The organism is Solihabitans fulvus, from assembly GCF_008386585.1.
Classification (GTDB): Bacteria; Actinomycetota; Actinomycetes; order Mycobacteriales; family Pseudonocardiaceae; genus Solihabitans; species Solihabitans fulvus.
Genome location: NZ_VUOB01000048.1, coordinates 40,331 through 55,433 on the forward strand (window position 1 = coordinate 40,331; position 15,103 = coordinate 55,433).

Consider the following 15,103-nt stretch of genomic DNA (forward strand, 5'->3'; position numbering starts at 1 on the left):
CGGCCGCGGAGGGCCTTGCGGGTGTCGCGCTGCTCAACGGCGACGCCGAGCGGGCCGCGCTGCTGCTTGGCGTCGGCGTTCGGCTGCGCGGCTCCTCGGTGGCCGGCGACCCCGACGTGGCGCGGATCGCGGGGCGGGCGGCCGAGCTGCTCGGCCGGCATGCGTACGTGGCGGCCTTCGACCGGGGCGCCGCGCTGTCGCGGGACGAGGCGCTCGCCGAACTGCACGCGAGGCGGTCAGTGCTCGGTGCGTGAGCGGTCAGTGCCCGCGCCGAGGGTACTGACCATGACCTCCTCCCCGATCACGAACGGCCGCAAGTGGGCCACGCTGGTGATCTGCTGCCTGGCCGGGCTCGTCCTCGCCATCGACATGACCGCGTTGCACCTGGCCATCCCCGGCCTGATCAAGGACCTGAACCCGTCGTCGACCCAGGTCCTCTGGATCGCCGACAGCTACGGTTTTGCCTTGGCCGGCCTGCTGGTCACGATGGGCAACCTCGGGGATCGCTTCGGCCGCAAGCGGTTGCTGCTGACCGGAACCGTGGCGTTCGCGGTCGCCTCCGCGCTGACGGCAGGGGCCTCGACCCCCGAGATGCTGATCGCGGCGCGGGCGCTGCTCGGTATCGCGGGCGCGACCATCATGCCGTCCACGCTTTCCTTGGTGCGCAACGTCTTCACCGACCCGAAGGAGCGGATGGCCGCGGTCGGCATCTCCAGCGGCGTGGTCGGCGCCGGCATCGGACTCGGGCCGGTCATCAGCGGCGCGATCCTGGACCACTTCTGGTGGGGCGCGGTGTTCCTGATCAACGTGCCGATCATGGCAGCGGTGTTCGTCGCGGGGCTGGTCGTGCTGCCGGAGTCGCGCAACCCCAACCCCGGCCGCGTCGACGCGCTCAGCGTGCCGCTGTCGATCCTCGGCGTGGTCGGCATCGTCTACGCCATCAAGGAGGCCGCGCGCGGCGGCGTCGGCCAGACCCAGGTGTTGGTCGCCGCCGTGCTGGGGGTCGCCGGCCTCGCGGTGTTCCTGCGCCGGCAGACCAGGCTGGCCGAACCGCTGATCGACGTCCGGCTGTTCCGCAGGGCCGCTTTCTCCGGCGCGATCGGCACGAACCTCTTCGCGATGTTCGCCATGATCGCGCAGTCGCTGATCTTCGCCCAGTACTTCCAGCTCGTGCTCGGCTGGTCGCCGTTGAAGTCCGGCCTCGCCGGCCTGCCCGCCTCGGTGGTCGCGATGGTCGGCGGCGTGCTCGCCGGCAAGCTGGTCGGCGTGTTCGGCAGGGCCCGCCTCGTCGCCATCGGCCTCGCGCTGACCGGCGTCGGCTTCCTGCTGTACATGCTGACCGGCACCACCCCCGACTACCCCGCGCTGCTCGCCGCGATGCTCCCGATCGGCTTCGGCATGGGTCTCGCCCTCACCGTCACCGCCGACACCGTGCTCGCCTCCGTGCCGAAGGAGCGGTCCGGCGCGGCGTCCGCGATCTCGGAGACCGCGACGGAACTGGGCGGCGCGCTCGGCATGGCGATCCTCGGCAGCGTGCTGAACAGCTCCTACCGGGGCGGCCTCGACCTGCCGGCCGGGCTGTCGGGCGGGGACGTCGCCGAGGTCCGCGATTCGCTCGGCGGCGCGCTGGACAGCGCGTCGAGGATGTCGGCCGAGCTCGCTGGCCAGGTGGTCGACGCGGCGCGGCACGCCTTCGTCGGCGCCATGCACGTCGCCGCGGTCAGCAGCGCGGGGCTGGCCGCCGTCGCGGCGCTGACCGCGCTGGTCGCGCTGCGCCGAGTGCCGAAGGTGCTCACCGGGGACGCCGTCGAGGGCAGCGCCGAGCCAGTCGCCCCCGCCAGGGTGTGACCGGGGCCGTCGAGGACTCCGACCGGGCGCCGCCCCTTCCGCCGACCCCGGCGGGGAGGGCGGCGTTCGCGTGTCGGCCGTGGCGGGCGCGGCGACCGCTGCCCTAGGATCCGGGACATGTCGAACACGCGTTCGAGCCGGTCGGCGGAGGTGCCGAGGTCGTGGCCCGAGGCGAAGGCCACCGACGAGCTGCGGCTGGCCTGGGAGTTCCTCGGGTTCCTGCGGGCCACCGCCGTGAACAAGGTGGCGGACCTGGACCGCGCGGCCGCCGTCGCCGCGCCGTGGCCCGCCTCGCCGGGAATGAGCCTGCTCGGGGTGCTCAAACACCTGACCGCCGTGGAGCGGTACTGGCTGTCCATCGTCGGCGGCGGCGCCGACCTGCCCTCGCTGTGGGAGGGCAGCCCCGACCCGAGCTTCCTGGTTGGCGAGCACGAGGATCCCGCCTCGGTGGTGGCCGACTACGTGGCCGAGTGGCGGCGGTCCGAGGACGCGCTCGCCGGACGGCGGCCCGACGACGTGGCCAGCCCGCCGTCCGACGAGGAGGAGTTCACCGTCCGGTGGCTGCTGGCCCATGTGAGCCAGGAGACCGCGCGGCACGTCGGCCACCTCGACGCGTTGCGCGAGGCGGCCGACGGCCGGGTCGGCGAGTGACTACCTGCCTTGACTAGCCGAGCAGCCGGGCGTTGTCCCAGCCGCCACCGATGAACGTCGGCACGTAGGAGCCGGCGCTCCAGTTCCACTCGATCAGGTCGCCGCTGGCCTTGACCTCAACGAACCGGGTGTAGCTGACGCCGGCCAGCAGCCTTGCGTCGCCCCAACCGTTGCCGACCTGCTTCCCCTGGAAGCCGGAGCCGCTGTCGGTCCACTCGATCAGGTCGCCATTGGCCTTCACCTCAAGGAAGTCATTGGTGGCGAGACCGACGATGATGCGCGCGTCGCCCCAACCGTCGCCGGCGTGGCTCGGCACCCAGTTGCTGCCGTTCCACGTCCACATCACCAGTTCGCCGGAGTTCTTGACCTCGATGAAGTGCGTGTCGTCGAGGCCGGTGATCAGCCTTGCGTCGCCCCAGCCGGTGCCGACCTGGGTGGGGACGTAGGTCGTGCCGGTGTTGTCGCCAAGCCACTCAATCAGGTCGCCGTTGGCCTTGACCTCAAGGAAGTCGTCACGTTGCGGATTGCCGGGAGTCCGGCCGAGGCCGGTGATCAGTCTGGCGTCGCCCCAGCCGTTGCCGACCTGCGCGTTCTGGTAGCCGGCACCCCAGCGGATCAGGTCGCCGTTGTCCTTGACCTCAAGGAAAGACTGCCCGTCCAACAGCATCGGCGACACGCCGTTGCCGCCGGTCTGCGGAGCCGCCGACGCGGAGCCGACACCGCTGAGCGCCAGGACGGCCACCGCGGCCACCGCAGCGACGAACACGTTTCGAACCCTCACAACATCTCCTTGCGTTGGGAACATGCGGAACTGCCTTGTCCACCCAGCAGGATTCGGGAGCGATGGCGCGCGAAATCGTAAACTGAGACTACGTTGGATCCCCCTGCTATCAACCTCAGTTGAGCCCCGGGTGAGACTATAAGCTGGAAGCACCGCACCCTGTCAACTGTTGCTTCGTGAACAGGGCACGCCATAAACACCAGTTGACGAGCCGAGAGCAGGTGCCCGAGGTGGAGAAGGTGCCCGAGGTGGAGCAGGACACCGACACCGACGGCGGGCGCAGCCTGGCCGACAAGCTCAACCACCTCTTCCAGCTCGTCCGGCCGGCGGCGCGCGAGGAGTACAGCTACGAGGAGGTGGCGGCGAGCATCCGGGAGCAGGGCATCTCGATCTCGCACACCTACGTCTGGCAGCTGCGCAAGGGCATCCGCACCAACCCGACCAAACGCCACCTCGAGGGGCTGGCCGCGTTCTTCGGTGTCTCGCCCGCGTACTTCTTCGACGACTCGACCTCGGCCCAGGTCGACACCGAGCTGGCCCTGCTCGCCGCGCTGCGGGACGGCTCGGTCCGCCAGGTCGCGCTCCGCGTCGCCGACCTGTCGCCCGCGAGCCTCGACACCGTCAACGACCTGGTCGACCGCATCCGGCAGCTGGAAGGCCTGCCGCCGGCGAACGGCGACAGCCCCCGGCCCCCCGGCCAGTAGACTTCTCCGGCTGGGCACGACCGCCCCGCGATGACCATGGCGCGGTGTCCGAGGACGCCGCACGGCCCGGGGGCGGGGCATGGACCTAGGTCAGGTGCATCAACGATGCATCCAACAGATCGAGCGGCTAAGGATCGGCACACCCCTGGACATCGGCGCGCTGTGCGCCGACCTCGGCCGCCAGCGGGGTCGACCCATTCGCCTGCTGCCCATGCCGGCCCGCGCGGCCAATCCCACCGGCCTCTGGATCTCCTCGGCGACCGCCGACTACGTCTTCTACGAGGAAGACACCAGCTTCCTGCATCGCGACCACATCATCCTGCACGAGATCGGTCACCTGATGCTGAACCACACGGGCGCCCCGGCGCTCACCGAGGCGACCGCCCGACTGCTGCTGCCCAACATCGATCCGGCGGTGGTCCGACGGGTGCTCGGTCGCTCCAACTACTCCGAACAGGACGAGCAGGAGGCCGAGATGTTCGCCTCCCTGATCCTGTCCAAGGCGGGATTTCGCGTCGACACCCGGCACATTCCGGTCGCCTCAGAGGAGATCTCCGACGTGTTGAACCGGCTGTGGTCCGTACTTGGTTCACCACAGGGCATTGGTTCACCAGAGGGCATCGACTCACCACAGGGCACCGGCTCACCAGAGGGCGACTGACGTGATCAGAGCGATCCACCTCATCGCCATCGCCCTGTGCTGGGCGGCCTTCGCGTACAAGGTCCGCGACCTTCGACGCGGCAAGGACAGCCCAGCGCTGCGCGCGCTCTGCGCGGTCCTGTTCCTGTTCGCCAGCTCGGTCACCGTCAGCCTGCCGCCGCTCTACCAGCGCATACCGTGGCTGATGGCGTCGCCGAGCCTGGTCAAGCTGATCCAGCACGAACTCACCGTGCTGGCCGGCTACTGGATGCAGGTGCTCTTCGTCCGCCTGACCTTCCCGCCGGATCGGACCAGGGCCGCCAGCAGGCTGCGCGCCGGGTACGCGGGTGCGTCCGTGCTCGCCCTGATCGTGCTGTTCGAACTGGCGCCGCTGGGCAACGACGCGGACGACTTCGTGAACCAGTACGCCGGCAAGCCGTTCGTCACCGAATACCTGTTGGTCTTTCTCGGTTATCTCACCGTGTCGCTCGGCGACGTGTTCCGGCTGTCCACCAGATACGCGCGCCACGCGACGCAGCCCTTTCTGCGGATCGGGCTCCGCACGATGGGCGCCGGTGTCCTGATCGGCGTGGCCTTTGTGCTGCACAAGGCGTTCTACGCGCTGGTCAGGAGATTCGACGGCTCGCCGCCATGGCCGGAGGGGCCCGTGTCGACGATATTGACGGGCTGCGCCGTCCTCCCGTTCGTCGTCGGCGCGACCATCGCGGGCTGGGGCCCGGCAATCTCCAGGCAGTGGGACAAACTCGCCCGCTACCGCGCGTACCGCAGGCTGTGGCCGCTCTGGTCGGCGACCACACTAGCGATGCCGAACATCGCGTTCGTGCCGCCGGACACCCGACTCGCCGGCGCGGGACCGTGGCGCACGCTCGACTTCCGGCTCTACCGCAGGGTCATCGAGATCCGCGACGGCCGGCTCGCCCTGCGTCCCTACCTCGACCAGCGCGTGCACGACCTCGCGCGCGAGCGCGGCGCGGCGGCGGGACTGAGCGGCGCCGATCTCGACGCGGTCGCCGAGGCCGCCACGTTCGCCGCCGCGCTGCGCGCCAGGTCCGGCGAGCGGGCCGGCCCGGATGCCCCCGCCGTGCTGGCCGGCGCTGGCGGCGTCGACCTGGCCGACGAGGTCCGCTGGCTCGGCCGCGTCGCCGACGCCTATCGCCGGTCGCCCGTGGTCGCGGCGGTGCTTACCGAGAGCTGAGTCAGCCGACGTGCACCATGGGGCGCTGCTCGGCGTCGGGCTCGGCCCTGCGCAGCACCTCGCGGGTCAGCGGGGGCACGTCGCCCTCGCCGGTGAGCACGTAGCCGAGCAGCTGCCAGACGGGATTGCCCTCCATCCAGGCGAAGAAGACGTGCGGGCGCTGCCCGGTCACGTCCCTGACGTGCAGCAGCACCGCGGCGATCGCGTTGGGCACCGCGGTGCTCTCGGCCCGCAGGATGCGGTAGCCGAACCGCTCCTCGCCGGTCACCTTCAGGCTCGACTCGAACTCCGAGGAGTCGACCACGGTCACCTCGAGGAACAGCAGCGGCGCGTCCTCCGGAATGCCGTGGTTGTCCCGCTGCTCGCGCTCCTTCTCCCGGTACTCCTGCTCGTCCCGATCGTCCGGCTCGTTCGCGATGATCCGGATCTTGTCCTCGCCGAACCCGGTGAGGAACCGCAGCGCCGTCTCGTCCATCTCCACCTCGGTGACGCGCAGCTCGGTCGACCGCATCGCGCGGGACACCAGCGAGGTCACGATGATCGCGACGATGAAGAACGTCGCGATCTTCACGCCGTCCGGCCGCTCGATGATGTTGGCCGCGGTCGTGTAGAGGAACACGACGGTGATCACGCCGAACGCGACGGTCGCCGCCTTCTTGCCGCGCCGCCGCACGGACAGCGTCACCGCGACCGCCGCCGAGGAGATCAGCACCAGCACGCCGGTCGCGTACGCGCCACCCTGGGCGTCGACGTTGGCATTGAAGATGATGGTGATGGCGAAGGAGATCACCACGAACACCAGCACCAGCGGACGCATCGCGCGGGTCCAGTCCGGCGCCATTCCGTAGCGCGGCAGGTACCTCGGCACGATGTTGAGCAGCCCGGCCATCGCCGACGCCCCGGCGAACCACAGGATCGCGATCGTGGACAGGTCATAGACCGTGCCGAACCCCGACCCGAGGTACTCGTGCGCCAGGAACGCCATGGCCCTGCCGTTGGCCTGGCCGCCCGGCTGGAACTCGGCCTGCGGGATGAGCAGCGTGGTGGTGAAGCTCGTGGTGATCAGGAAGACGCTCATGATCACCGCGGCCGTGCCGAGCAGCTTGCGGGTGTTGCGGATCCGGCCCTCCGGCCGCAACGGGTCGTCGTCCTTGCCGCCCCGCACCATCGGCATCACCGACGCGCCGGTCTCGAAGCCGGACAGGCCGAGCGCCAGCTTGGGGAACACGATCAGCGCGACCCCGACCACCACCCACGGGTTGCCGTGCTGGCTGATCAGCAGGTTCTGCCAGTCCACCACCAGGTGCGGCGCGGCGATCACGTGCCGGACCGCGACGAACACGACGACCACGTTCAGCGCGAGGTACACCCCGACCAGGCCGACGGCGATGCCGATCGCCTCGGTGAAGCCCTTCAGGAACACCACCCCGAGCAGGGCGATCAGCACGAGCGTGAGCAGCACGTTGTGGCCGCCGAAGAAGCTCGGCATGAACGGGTTCTCCACCGCGTGCGCGGTCGCGTCCGCCGCGGACAGGGTGATCGTGATGATGAAGTCCGTCGCCACGAAGCCCAGCAGCACCAGGATCAGGATCTTGCCCCACCACCGGGGCAGCAGGTGCTCCAGCATGGCGAGCGAACCCTGGCCGTGCGGGCTCTCCCTGGCCACCCTCCGGTACACCGGCAGCGCGCCGAACAGGGTCAGCGCCACCAGCACCAGCGTGGCCAGCGGCGACACCACCCCGGCGGCCAGCGCCGCGATGCCCGGCTGGTAGCCGAGCGTGGAGAAGTAGTCGACGCCCGTCAGGCACATGACCTTCCACCACGGCTGGGTCTCGTGCGGGGCGACGTCCTTGTGCGGACCGGCCAGCTTGCGGTGGCGGTGGGTCAGCCCCTCCAACAGCCAGCTGCGAAATCGGCTGGTCCGGTCGGTGGCGCGCTCCTGGTTGGCCGTCGTCGTCACGGACCGAACAGTAACGGCGTCGCCCGAAACGGGCCGGAGGCCGCCCGTCCGTCGGTAGATTGCCGGTAGCCGGCGGGACAATCGGGGGAAGGTCTGACGCATGGTCATCCTGGGGGTTGTGCTGCTCGTGGCGGGGGTCGCCGGGTTCTTCATGGCGCACCTGATGCGGCGGAACGTGCACGCCATGATCGGCACCGAGACGCTGACCGTCGCCGAGTTGGACCTGTACCACCGGACGGCCCTCGAGGTGAGCGGGCCGGGCGGCTTCCGCAGGGTCTCGGAGGTCATCGGGACGACCCAGCCCGCACCGAACGGCCTGCTCGCGTCGCAGCTGACGCAGACGCCGTGCGTCTGGCACCGGCACGAGATCATCCGGCGGTACCGGAAGGTGCGGCACGACTCGGAGGGCCGCAGGCACACCAGCGAGCACACCGAGACCGTCTCGAAGTTCACCTCGGACACGCCGATCCTGGTCGCCGATCAGACGGGCAGCGTGTTGGTCCGGCCGAGCGGCCTCCGCTCGGACGCGATCGAGCAGGTACTCAGTCGGTTCGAGCGGCACTCGGCGACCGTCGGGCAGATCGTCAGCAGCATGGTGCTCGGCGGCTGGTACGACGGGGACACCATCGGCTACGAGTACAAGGAATGGGTGGTGCGGCCGGGTGTCCGGCTCTACGTGCACGGCGAGGCGTCCGACCAGAGCGGCCAGCTGGTGTTCGGCAAGCCGGCGAAGGGACCGTTCATCGTGTCCAACCGGACCGAGGAGGAGCTGCGCAGGAGTTCCGGCGTGCAGCAGAAGGTCTACGCTTTCGGCGGTCTGGCCGTGGTGATCTTGGGCCTGGTGCTGGTTGTTGTCGGGGCGGTAAGAGGACACTGAGGGGCGAAGTTGGCACGCGGCTATGCGGTCGTCGACGTGGAGACGACCGGGCTCGCCGCGCATGGCTCCGACCGCGTCGTCGAGGTCGCCGTGGTGCACCTGGACCTGGAGGGCTCCGTCACCGGTGAGTGGTGCACGCTGGTGAACCCCGCGCGCGACCTCGGGCCGCAGCGCATCCACCGGATCACCGCCGCCGAGGTGCGGCACGCGCCGAGCTTCCACCGCATCGCTGGCGCGCTCGCCGGGCAGCTGGCCGGCCGGGTCCTCGTCGCGCACAACCTCGGCTTCGACGCGCGGTTCCTGGCCGCCGAGTTCGACCGCGCCGGGGTGCGCGTGCCGGTGGCCGCCGAGGCCGGGCTGTGCACCATGCGGCTGGCCGACCACTACCTGCCGGACCGGGCGGGACGGTCGCTGCGGGCGTGCTGCGACGCGGCCGGGGTGTCGCTGACCGACGCGCACTCGGCGCTGCACGACGCGCACGCCGCCGCCGCGCTGTTCGCCGGCTACCTGCGCAGCGCAGGCCGACCCGAGCCGTGGTCGGACCTGCTGCACGACGCGGCGAGCACGCCGTGGCCCCGGCTGCCGCCCGACGAGGCGACGCTGGTGCGCCGGGGCGAGGCCGTCGGGCCGCGCTTCCTCGGCCGGGTGTCGGCCGAGCTGATCGGGCTGCGGCTGCGCCGCGACGACCTGGTCGTGTTCACCGGCGAGATGGCCGAGCCCAGAGACGTCCTGGTGGCCCGCGCGCTCGCCTCCGGGCTCCGGGTGAACAGCGGCTACGTGACCAGGCAGACCCGGCTGCTCGTCGCCGCCGACCCGGACTCCTTGTCCAGCAAGGCACGGCGGGCGCAGGCCTACGGCGTGCCGATCGTGACCGAGGACGGCTTCGATCGGATGCTGGCGGCGATGGCGGACGGAATCGGACGAAAAGATCACCGGACCGAGTGGTGCGGGGGCTCTTGAACTGTGCGTATTCGCGGGGGAGGCTCAGACGAAAGCCCTCCAGCCAGCGGAAAGTACGGGTCGGATGCGAACCGTGGAGACGACGGCACCCAGCACAGCCGAGGCGATCTGGCGCGAACTCGTCGCGGAGCTGCCGGTCGGCGTGCTGTTGCAGGACGAACATGGTGAGGTGCTGGCCGCCAACAGCCTGGCGGCCGACCTGCTCGGGCTGCACAGGCGCGAGCTGCTCGACGGCAGCAGGCCCGCGGGCTGGCTGGCCTGCGACGACTCGGGCGCGCCGCTGCCGGAGCGGGCCGAGCTGGCCGGGCAGGTGCTGCGCACCGGCGCGCCGCTGACCCTGCCGCTGGTGGTCACCAGGGACGGCGTCCCGCACGTCCGGCTGTGGGCGGACTACCACCCCATCCGGCTGCGCGGCCGGCCCTGCGTGCTGGTGCTACTCCAGCCGGTGCACACGGATGTGCCGCACAGCAAGGGTTTGCTCGACCCGCTGACCGGGCTGCCCGGCCGGGCGCTGCTGCTCGACCGGCTCGACCAGGCGCTGACCAGGGCCCGCACGCACGGCACGCTGGCCTCCCTCGTGCTGGTGGACGTGCACCGGCTGGCGTCGGTCAACGCCGAGCACGGCTTCCACCGAGGCGACGAGCTGCTGACGGTGCTGGCCGGCCGGCTGCGCCAGGGCCTGCGGGCGGACCACACGGTGGCCAGGTACGGCGGCGACGAGTTCGCGATCGTCGCGGAGCACCCGGACGGCACCGGCGAGCCGCTGGCCGAGCGGGTCAGGGAGCTGGCCGGCCGGGCGGTCCGGGTCGGCGGGGCGCGGCTGCGGCCAGGGGTGCGGGTCTGCTGGGTGACCAGCGACGGCACCGCCCCAACGCACTCGGTCGTCAGCGTCGTGGACGAACGGCTACGACGGTAACCGAACACGGACACCGAAAAGGCTGGGCCCAGGGACGCCGTCGCGACCCTGGGCCCAGCCCGTTATTCGGAGGAACTACCCCGGTCAGCTCAGAGCTGGCCGGTCAGCGTCCGCTGCACCGCAGCGGTGTCCAGCGCGGAGAGCGCCGGGGTCTGGAAGGAACGCCCGGCCTGGCCGGTCTTGAGGGCGTCGCCAGCGGGGTCCAGCTTGATGTTGCTCAGCGACGGGGCCTGCACCGCGTCGGTGCTCGGCACGGCCGGCACGGCGGGGACGCCGGACAGGCTGCGGCCGTGGGCGCCACCGATGAGCCCGGACACGAGGCCGGTCGCCTTGGCGAGGTTGCCGACCGGCAGCGAGTTCACGTTCGGCAGCGTGTTCAGGCTGCGACCGTGGGCGCCACCGAGCTGCGGCAGCAGGCCGCCGAGGTTGGGCGTCAGGTTCAGCGCCGAGCCGCCGACGGGCAGCTTGCCGGCGAAGTTCGGCAGGCCGGCGCCATCGGTGGGCAGCGACCGCGCGCGGTGCGCGGGACGCGGCATCGCGTTGCCGAGCGAGTCCAGCTTCGCGAAGCTGGGCAGCTCGTTCGCCTGCACCAGGTGGTCGACGCCCGTCGGCAGGGTGATGCCGCGCATCGCCTCGGGGGCGTCCCCGACGCCGGCGGTGTTGCCGTCGTCGAGGGTGTCCTCGTCGGTGTCCTGGTCGGTGGCCTGGCCAACGACCTCGACCGGGACGTCGTGCACGCGGGTCTCGGCGGTGGCCGGCACCTGGGCCAGCTCGGTGCCCGACAGCGTGCCGCTGCCGTCGGTGGTCACCGGGCCGCCGGTGTCGGAGTCCATGGTGTTGCTGTCGGTGGTCTCCGAGCTACCCGCCGCGGCGATGGGGTCGCCGTCGACCTGGGGCTGCGCCGTGACGGGCGCGTCGATGACCGAGCCGGACACCGAGCTGTTCTGGCCCGAGGTGGTGATCGGGCCGCCGGTGTCGACGTCGGAGGCGTTGTCCATCGCGACGGGGCCGTTGCCGGCCGCCGCGACGGAGTCGCCCTGTTCCTGCGTGAGCGGCGTGGCCTCGGCGGTGATCACGTCACCGGAGATCGAGCCGAAGTCGCCGCCAGTGGTGCTGGCGCCGCCCGCCTTGGAGGACAGGTTGCTGGCCGTCGCGACGTCGTCGTTGGCCGCCGCGTCGACGTCGTCGCCGGCGACCGTCGGGGCCGAACCCTCGGGAACGCCGATGATGTTGCCGGCCACGGAGCCGTGGTCGCCGTGGCTGGTGGCGTTGCCGCCGGCCTTGGACGTGGTGTTGCTGGTGGTGTCGGTCGTGCCGTTGCCGCCGCCGACCACGGTGCTGCCGAAGACCTGCGCCGGGTTGGAGGTGGGCGCCTGCACGATGTTGCCCGAGGCGGCGCCGTGCTTGCCGTTCGCCGTCGGGTCGCCACCGGCGATCATCGTGGTGCAGCTGTCGGTGCTGCTGCTCGGGTTGCCGACCAGCGCGGCCGAGTCGCCGAACACCTGGCCGCCGAGGGCGGTCGGGGCGGTGACGACGTTGCTGGACGCGGTGCCGTTGTCGTCGTTGCTGTTCGGCGTGCCGCCGGAACGGACGTCCTTCGTCTCGGTGGTGCCGGGCGAGGAGCTGTTGCCGGCGGCCGAGGCCGAGTCGCCGAAGGCCTCCAGCGGCACGGCCGTCGGGGTCTGCCCGATGTTGCCGGAGCCGGTGGAGTCGTTGCCCGTGGTGCCGTTGTAGCCGCCGGCCCGCGAGTCGACGTTGTTGCTGCACTGCGCGGAGCCGTTGCCGGCGCCACCGACCGCGTCGCCGCAGACGTCGGCGGCGGTGGCGGGCGGCACGCTGGCGGTGTTGGCCGACAGCGTCGAGTTGTCGCCGTTGGTGTAGGTGCCGTCACCGGCCTGCGTGACGCCGGTGTTGTCGTGCGTGGTGTTGGCGTTGCCGGCCCCGGCCACGCTGTCGCCGCCGCCGTTGACCGGCAGCGCGACGGGCGCGTCCACGATGTTGCCGGCACCGGCGGATCCGGTGCCGCTCGTGTCGGTGAACCCACCGGCCTTGGCCTGGTTGTTCGTCGAGCTGTCGGCGGTGGAGTTGCCGACGGCGGAGACCGCGTCGTCGTCGACCGCCGCCGTGCCGGCCGCCTGCGGCTGCACGACGTTGCCGGAGACCGTCGACGGGTCGCCGTTGGTGTGCGCCCAGGCCGGGATGTTGTTGACGCCTGGGCGATCCGCGCTGCCGCCCTGCGCGACGGCCGAGTTCTGCGACGTTGCGTTGGTGTTGCCGATACCGGACACCGCGAGGCCGTTGATCTCGATCGGCACGCCGATCGGCACGCCGCCGATGGTGCCGGAGCCGGTCGCGTCCTTGCCGCTGGTGAACAGCGAGCCGCAGGAGGTCGCGGTGCTGTCGCCCTCGTTGTTCGTCTCGGCGTTGCCGCCGCCGGCGACGGAGTTGCCGGAGAACTGCACCGGCGTGGCCCACTGGCCGTCGACGATGGTGCCGGACAGCGTGCCCTTGTCGCCGTCGGAGGTGACGTCACCGCCGACGCGGTCCTCCTGGCTGGACTGGTTCTCCGACTCGGCGTTGCCAAGCAGCGAGATGGCGTTGCCGTCCAACAGGAACGGCAGGGCCCACTCGACGTCCACCACGTTGCCGGCCAGCGCGCCGTGGTCGCCGTCCGTGGTCACCCTGTTGGGGCGGGCCACGTCCTGGTCGGACTGGTTCTGCGTGACGGCGTCGCCGCCGGCCGCGATCGCGTTGCCGGAGAAGTCGACCGGCGCGAGCACGTGGGCCTGCACCGAGTTGCCCCGGAAGATGCCGTCGGTGGCCGGTCCGCCGATGCGGTCCGCGGTGCCGCGCACCAGCGGGTTGGTCTGGTCGACGACCGGAGCCTCGACGTCCTGCGCCGGCGCGACCGCCCCGGTGGGCAGGGTGCCGGTCACCGTGCCGGTGCCGACCGTGATGTCGCGGTTGACCGGCGGGACGTCGATCTGGCCGATCGGGGTGCCGACCGCGTCGTTCTGCGCCTGGACCGGCACGCTGACGCTGGCGTCCAGCGGCGGCGGCGGCTGGTCGGGGTTGACGTTCTCCTGAGCAGAAGCGATGCCCGTGCCGAGCATCAGCAAACCACCCGTGACAAGTGCGGACTGAATTCCGCGCTTGGCCCAGGTCTGCATGGGGTCTCCTTCTTGTCGTCCCTTACGGGGGTTGGACGGGTGGCCGGACGGCGAGGCGTCGGGGCAAGCGGCCACCCGAGTCTTTTCGGGCGCGGGGGATCCCGCTGGGGTGGCACGCGCGGCGGAGATGGCCAACAAAGGGACGCGCAGACAAACAGCGCGCTGGCCGAGTACCGGCGGAGCGTGGTCGCTACCGCAGGTCGCCGCGCGCTGAGATCAGTCTGGGGTGGTGCCGGGCTGCTTGCCGGGCACGACGGACACCCGCTGCGCGGCCGGCTTGAGAGCGCGGGACGCGGCGGTGCCGAGGAAATGCGAGAAGGACACGGTGTCGCAGGCCGACTGCGGCCCACCGGTGGAGCCCGTGCCGCTCTGGCCGCAGGCGCACGGCCCCGGGACGTTGGCCGGCGGGGTCACCGGGGCCAACGGGAACGGCGCTGGGTCGACCGGCGACAGCGGGCGAGCCGCGCCGGGCCGGTCGTCCTGTGCCGAGGTCGGCGCGAACCGCGCCTGCTCGGCGGACTGTCGCGCCGACTGGTCGGTCGGCGTGGTCGCCAGCGCGGGCAGGTCACCGGCGACGGATCGCTGCGCCTGCTGCTGGTCGGCGACGGCCGGCGCGGCGGAAGTCCCGCGCTGGCCCTGGTTCTGGTCGAGCGCGCCGCCGACGACACCGGCCGGCAGCGTCGAGCCGAAGCCGCGGCCGAGGCCGGCGACGACCTGGTCGAGGCCCGGCGCGGCCGGCGGCACGTAGCTCCGCGCCCGCTCGGCGCGCAGCGCGTCCGCCACCGACGCGGCGGCGGCCTCGGTCGGCCGCACCACCGGGGCGACCGACGTGGCCACCGTGTCCGCCGGAATGGTCGGCACGGCGGTAGGCACGGTCGACGCGGGTGGCAGCGCCGCGAGGTCCTTGGCGTCCGTAGCGACCGCCTCGGCCCTGGTGGGCGCGGCGACCGGGTTGACCAGGTCGCCGCCCGACACGACATCGGCCGAGGCGGACGCGGTGGACAGCGCCCAGGCGACGGCCGTGCCGGCCAGCGCGCCGCCGGCGACCAGCAGCGTGCGGGAGAGCAGCCGACGCAGTCGGCTCGCCCCCGTCCCCGCTCGCTGGCCCACGACAGACACCTGGTTCCTCCGCACTCGCCCGGACTTCGCTCGGATTCGTCGATCTCGATCGCCGGCGCGGACCGCTCGGCCCGCACTCGCCGTGTCCGATCGGACACGCAGCGCCGATCACGTCGACGCCGAGAGACTGTCAGGTGTCCAGCGTTCCGCGCAGCCGCAAAACCCGAGGTTCGCCGGATCGTGTGAAGAACACGCTGTGTTCCCGGCCGCCACGCACCGTGGTCGGGAACCGTGATCACCGCGACTGCGGCGCGACGCGCT

At 71.7% G+C, this 15,103-nt stretch carries 12 protein-coding genes; 8 read left to right on the forward strand and 4 right to left on the reverse strand.

Annotated elements, in window-relative coordinates; genetic code table 11:
- Positions 1 to 285: 285 nt before the first annotated feature.
- Positions 286 to 1,848, forward strand: coding sequence for an MFS transporter (locus tag F0L68_RS25845; RefSeq protein WP_149852400.1), 1,563 nt, complete (start codon positions 286 to 288; stop codon positions 1,846 to 1,848).
- Between the two features lie 117 nt (positions 1,849 to 1,965).
- Positions 1,966 to 2,499, forward strand: a complete 534-nt coding sequence (locus F0L68_RS25850; protein WP_149852401.1) for a mycothiol transferase — start codon at positions 1,966 to 1,968, stop codon at positions 2,497 to 2,499.
- Positions 2,500 to 2,512: 13 nt separating this feature from the next.
- Here the strand turns inward: F0L68_RS25850 and F0L68_RS25855 are convergent, their stop codons facing one another.
- Positions 2,513 to 3,280, reverse strand: coding sequence for a hypothetical protein (locus tag F0L68_RS25855; RefSeq protein ID WP_149852402.1), 768 nt, complete (start codon positions 3,278 to 3,280; stop codon positions 2,513 to 2,515).
- 248 nt (positions 3,281 to 3,528) lie between these two features.
- Here F0L68_RS25855 and F0L68_RS25860 point away from each other — a divergent pair, with 248 nt between their 5' ends.
- From F0L68_RS25860 to F0L68_RS25870, 3 genes are all read left to right on the forward strand, one after another.
- Positions 3,529 to 3,984: a helix-turn-helix domain-containing protein gene (locus F0L68_RS25860; protein ID WP_149852431.1), complete on the forward strand. Its 456-nt coding sequence runs from the start codon at positions 3,529 to 3,531 to the stop codon at positions 3,982 to 3,984.
- Between the two features lie 94 nt (positions 3,985 to 4,078).
- Positions 4,079 to 4,645: an ImmA/IrrE family metallo-endopeptidase gene (locus F0L68_RS25865; RefSeq protein WP_188316831.1), complete on the forward strand. Its 567-nt coding sequence runs from the start codon at positions 4,079 to 4,081 to the stop codon at positions 4,643 to 4,645.
- A gap of 1 nt (position 4,646) precedes the next feature.
- Positions 4,647 to 5,840 carry an MAB_1171c family putative transporter gene (locus F0L68_RS25870; protein ID WP_149852404.1) on the forward strand — a complete coding sequence of 398 codons (1,194 nt, stop codon included), beginning with the start codon at positions 4,647 to 4,649 and terminating at the stop codon, positions 5,838 to 5,840.
- A 1-nt stretch (position 5,841) separates the two neighbouring features.
- On the opposite strand, the gene F0L68_RS25875 is transcribed toward F0L68_RS25870, so the two are convergent.
- Positions 5,842 to 7,800, reverse strand: a complete 1,959-nt coding sequence (locus F0L68_RS25875; RefSeq protein ID WP_149852405.1) for an APC family permease — start codon at positions 7,798 to 7,800, stop codon at positions 5,842 to 5,844.
- A 100-nt stretch (positions 7,801 to 7,900) separates the two neighbouring features.
- Between F0L68_RS25875 and F0L68_RS25880 the strand changes: the two genes are divergently transcribed.
- The 3 genes from F0L68_RS25880 (at position 7,901) to F0L68_RS25890 (ending at position 10,553) form a co-directional block, all read left to right on the forward strand.
- Entirely contained in the window at positions 7,901 to 8,677 is a 777-nt protein-coding gene (locus F0L68_RS25880; protein WP_149852406.1) for a GIDE domain-containing protein, read from the forward strand.
- Between the two features lie 9 nt (positions 8,678 to 8,686).
- Positions 8,687 to 9,637 carry an exonuclease domain-containing protein gene (locus tag F0L68_RS25885; protein ID WP_149852407.1) on the forward strand — a complete coding sequence of 317 codons (951 nt, stop codon included), beginning with the start codon at positions 8,687 to 8,689 and terminating at the stop codon, positions 9,635 to 9,637.
- A 64-nt stretch (positions 9,638 to 9,701) separates the two neighbouring features.
- Positions 9,702 to 10,553 (forward strand): GGDEF domain-containing protein, encoded by an 852-nt coding sequence (locus F0L68_RS25890; protein WP_149852408.1) that lies wholly within the window; start codon positions 9,702 to 9,704, stop codon positions 10,551 to 10,553.
- Between the two features lie 89 nt (positions 10,554 to 10,642).
- On the opposite strand, the gene F0L68_RS25895 is transcribed toward F0L68_RS25890, so the two are convergent.
- Both F0L68_RS25895 and F0L68_RS25900 read right to left on the reverse strand, forming a co-directional pair.
- On the reverse strand, positions 10,643 to 13,723 hold the full coding sequence (locus tag F0L68_RS25895; protein ID WP_149852409.1) for a beta strand repeat-containing protein: 3,081 nt from the start codon (positions 13,721 to 13,723) through the stop codon (positions 10,643 to 10,645).
- 216 nt (positions 13,724 to 13,939) lie between these two features.
- Positions 13,940 to 14,833, reverse strand: a complete 894-nt coding sequence (locus tag F0L68_RS25900) for a hypothetical protein (protein ID WP_149852410.1) — start codon at positions 14,831 to 14,833, stop codon at positions 13,940 to 13,942.
- Positions 14,834 to 15,103 lie beyond the last annotated feature (270 nt).

Bases quoted from the DNA above. Each gene is read 5' to 3' on its own strand.
- F0L68_RS25845 (WP_149852400.1), top strand. From the start codon at position 286: ATGACCTCCTCCCCGATCACGAACGGCCGCAAGTGGGCCACGCTGGTG.
- F0L68_RS25880 (WP_149852406.1), top strand. From the start codon at position 7,901: ATGGTCATCCTGGGGGTTGTGCTGCTCGTGGCGGGGGTCGCCGGGTTC.
- F0L68_RS25895 (WP_149852409.1), bottom strand. From the start codon at position 13,723: ATGCAGACCTGGGCCAAGCGCGGAATTCAGTCCGCACTTGTCACGGGT.
- F0L68_RS25890 (WP_149852408.1), top strand. From the start codon at position 9,702: ATGCGAACCGTGGAGACGACGGCACCCAGCACAGCCGAGGCGATCTGG.
- F0L68_RS25850 (WP_149852401.1), top strand. From the start codon at position 1,966: ATGTCGAACACGCGTTCGAGCCGGTCGGCGGAGGTGCCGAGGTCGTGG.